This is a genomic window from Cellulophaga geojensis KL-A (assembly GCF_000568425.1).
GTDB lineage: Bacteria > Bacteroidota > Bacteroidia > Flavobacteriales > Flavobacteriaceae > Cellulophaga > Cellulophaga lytica.
Genome location: NZ_ARZX01000054.1, coordinates 1 through 2628, shown reverse-complemented (window position 1 = coordinate 2628; position 2628 = coordinate 1). Strand labels below are relative to the sequence as shown.

The window sequence follows — 2628 nt, the reverse complement described above, 5'->3', positions numbered from 1 at the left end:
TCATTTTGTTTTTTTTAATGTAAGCTAACGTTGTTGTATAAGATTAGTTGCGTGTTTCAAGCAACTAATTTACTAGATTAATCACGAACGGCGAAATTCCGAAGGAATTTCCCAAGTGAGCCAAAACCAGCAATTAATTTTATACGGTGTTGTACACAGTACTTTTTATTTTCTATGTTCCTTGAAAAGCTATTATTACATTTTCAATATTATTCTTTTTTAAACTTTCAGGTTCAATTCCAAAATACATTACTGCATTTCCTCCAAATCTGCATAAATCTGAATTTCTGTCATTACAGTCGAGTTGTAATAATATTCTATATTTTTTTGAAATTTCCTCAATTTCCGCTTTTTTTGATTCGTAATCTTCAATAGTTTTAATTGCTAGTTTTTTAGTTGCGAAATCAAACATAACACTTGACTGAACAGACCTATCTTCTCCAAGAATTTGATGAAAATTATCAGTTTCTTGATTAGTCAGATTATCAATAAATTCAGTTACAGTTTCATAGAAATAGCTAAAGTCATCATATTTCGATTCATATTTTTTTATTTTATAATTTTCGTCATCTGGTAATGTATAATACTCAAAATATTCAATTTGAGCAGACTTAAATTTTCCTTCTAAAAAGTATTCTTTAGGGAATTCAATTCTTTCAATATTTTCCGTGTTTTCGAGATAAATCAGTTTGTAACTTGATTCTTTATTCATAAATCCAGGATAATCTTGGTCAATAAATACAAAAGCATAAAGCATTCCATTTTCCGGAAGTTTATTTTGTAAATCGTATTTACTCAATTCACTTAAATTGTATTGTGCGCAAAAAGTCAAATGTTCATTTTCAAATTTTGGCCATTTAAAATCTTTTGGTAAGTCTGGATTTCCTCCAATTTTAGAAACTCCAATTCCTATTTCATTGTCGCCTTTAGATTTGGTTTTTATTCCAATTGTTGGTTTTATTAAATTAAGTAATTCTAATCTATCTGAACTTTCAATATCATAATTAGATTCGATAATATGCTTTTTAATTTTCTCAAATTTATTTTGACCGAAGCCAAAAAGTGAAGATAAAATTGTCATTAAAATTAGATGTTTTTTTATTGTGTTTTCACGTCCAACGTATTGTGTACAACGTGTTTGTGTGATGATTAGTTGCGTGTTTAAGCAACTAATCTACTAAATAAATCACGAACGGTGAAAATCCGAAGGATTTTCCAAGTGAGCTAAAAGCAGCAATTAATTATACACGGTGTTGGCAGTAGTTTTTATTTTCCGTTTATTTTTAGTTGTCAAATATTTATAAATTCCATATCCTAAAATTCCGCCAATAATTAGTGAAATTATTAAATTCAATAAATTCGGACTTGGATGTCCATTGTCAGCAGGTCCAGCACTATAAAAAAGATTCATAAAGGAATTCATTTCGTTAGTGTGGTAATAACAGATATCTGGAATTAATAAATCATAAATTAGCGTAAAACTAATCAGCCACATTAAAATTCCACCAACCGAAATAAAAATCCATTTTAAAGTTTTGCTTTCTTTCATTTAATTGTCAGTTGCGATTATCAAATTCGGCTTTTCTCCGACCTTTATTTTTCTGTAATTAACAAATGCTCCACATTCCAAAATTGCGTTAAATAATTCGGGTTCGTTTTCTTTAAGGTATTTTCCGTTGTCTATTTGCAAAATAGTTGGTTCGTCAGTCAGTTCGTCCACGCAGTCAATCCAAGCATCCATATTTTCTCCATAATAATCTGGAAAGTTCATTTCTTTCTTAAATTCAGAGTGAAATGTCTTCCAATTTTTTAATCTTTTTCCTTTGATTCTGAATGTTTGCATTTCGGTTCTTAAATTACTGCCAACGTGTTTGTGTATGCTTTGTTGCGTTGGTTTAGCGTAAATTTAGCAAATAAAAACTGAATAGAAAATCCGCGAGGATTTTCGTAAGTTTGCTAAAAGAAAGCAATAAAATATACACGGTGTTAGCAAATGTTATTTTCCTTTGAAATAACTTAATTGTCTGTAAACAACTAAATCTTTTTGGTTTATCCATTCAGTTAAAGGTTCCAATTCAAATGTTTTTTCCGATAATTCATTTATTATCTCAACAGAATTATTTCCGAATTCATCTTCTTTCTGATTATAGAATTTAAAACCATATTTTTTTAATTCAGTATTTAATTCAATAATTTGTGTTTCTGATATTTTCAAATTACTAATTTTTCCAAATTCTTTTTCCTCTTTAAGATATACCGTGTCCAAAATGTAATCAAAACCTTTTGCAACAACATTATCCCAATCCTCAACATAAATTTGATAATAGTTCCTTAATTTTCCGTTTTTTTCACGCAAATTGAAAAATCCACATCCAACTGTTATAGTGTCACAACCATTTTTCACAACTTCTCTTAATGAAATATCAAATTCTTTGTCAAAAGCGTTATAAGTTGGTGAAGGTTTACAACTATTCAGCGTTATTAAAAATAAAAGAATAATACTTTTTTTCATTTATTAATTTTTCGTTTGTAAGAGAATTTTCAGTTTTTATAAAATTTATTTCTCTATTTAGCGAGTTTGAGTGGATTCCACAATATTTGCTAACGGTAGGTATAACCGAAGTTACG

Annotated in this window: 4 protein-coding genes; all 4 read right to left on the bottom strand. The window is 28.5% G+C overall.

Annotated features, from left to right (window positions below; all coding sequences use genetic code 11):
• Positions 1–172 precede the first annotated feature (172 nt).
• The 4 genes from KLA_RS17045 to KLA_RS17030 all read right to left on the bottom strand — a co-directional run bounded on the left by KLA_RS17045 (position 173) and on the right by KLA_RS17030 (position 2512).
• Complete coding sequence (locus KLA_RS17045) at positions 173–1081, bottom strand: DUF1963 domain-containing protein (RefSeq protein WP_034647331.1); 909 nt, start codon at positions 1079–1081, stop codon at positions 173–175.
• Positions 1082–1237: 156 nt separating this feature from the next.
• Positions 1238–1549 (bottom strand): hypothetical protein, encoded by a 312-nt coding sequence (locus KLA_RS17040; RefSeq protein ID WP_034647329.1) that lies wholly within the window; start codon positions 1547–1549, stop codon positions 1238–1240.
• The gene (locus tag KLA_RS17035; protein ID WP_034647327.1) at positions 1550–1843 is read right to left on the bottom strand and encodes a barstar family protein; all 294 of its coding nucleotides are present in this window, start codon (positions 1841–1843) and stop codon (positions 1550–1552) included.
• A 153-nt stretch (positions 1844–1996) separates the two neighbouring features.
• Positions 1997–2512 carry a hypothetical protein gene (locus KLA_RS17030; RefSeq protein WP_034647325.1) on the bottom strand — a complete coding sequence of 172 codons (516 nt, stop codon included), beginning with the start codon at positions 2510–2512 and terminating at the stop codon, positions 1997–1999.
• Between the last annotated feature and the right edge of the window lie 116 nt (positions 2513–2628).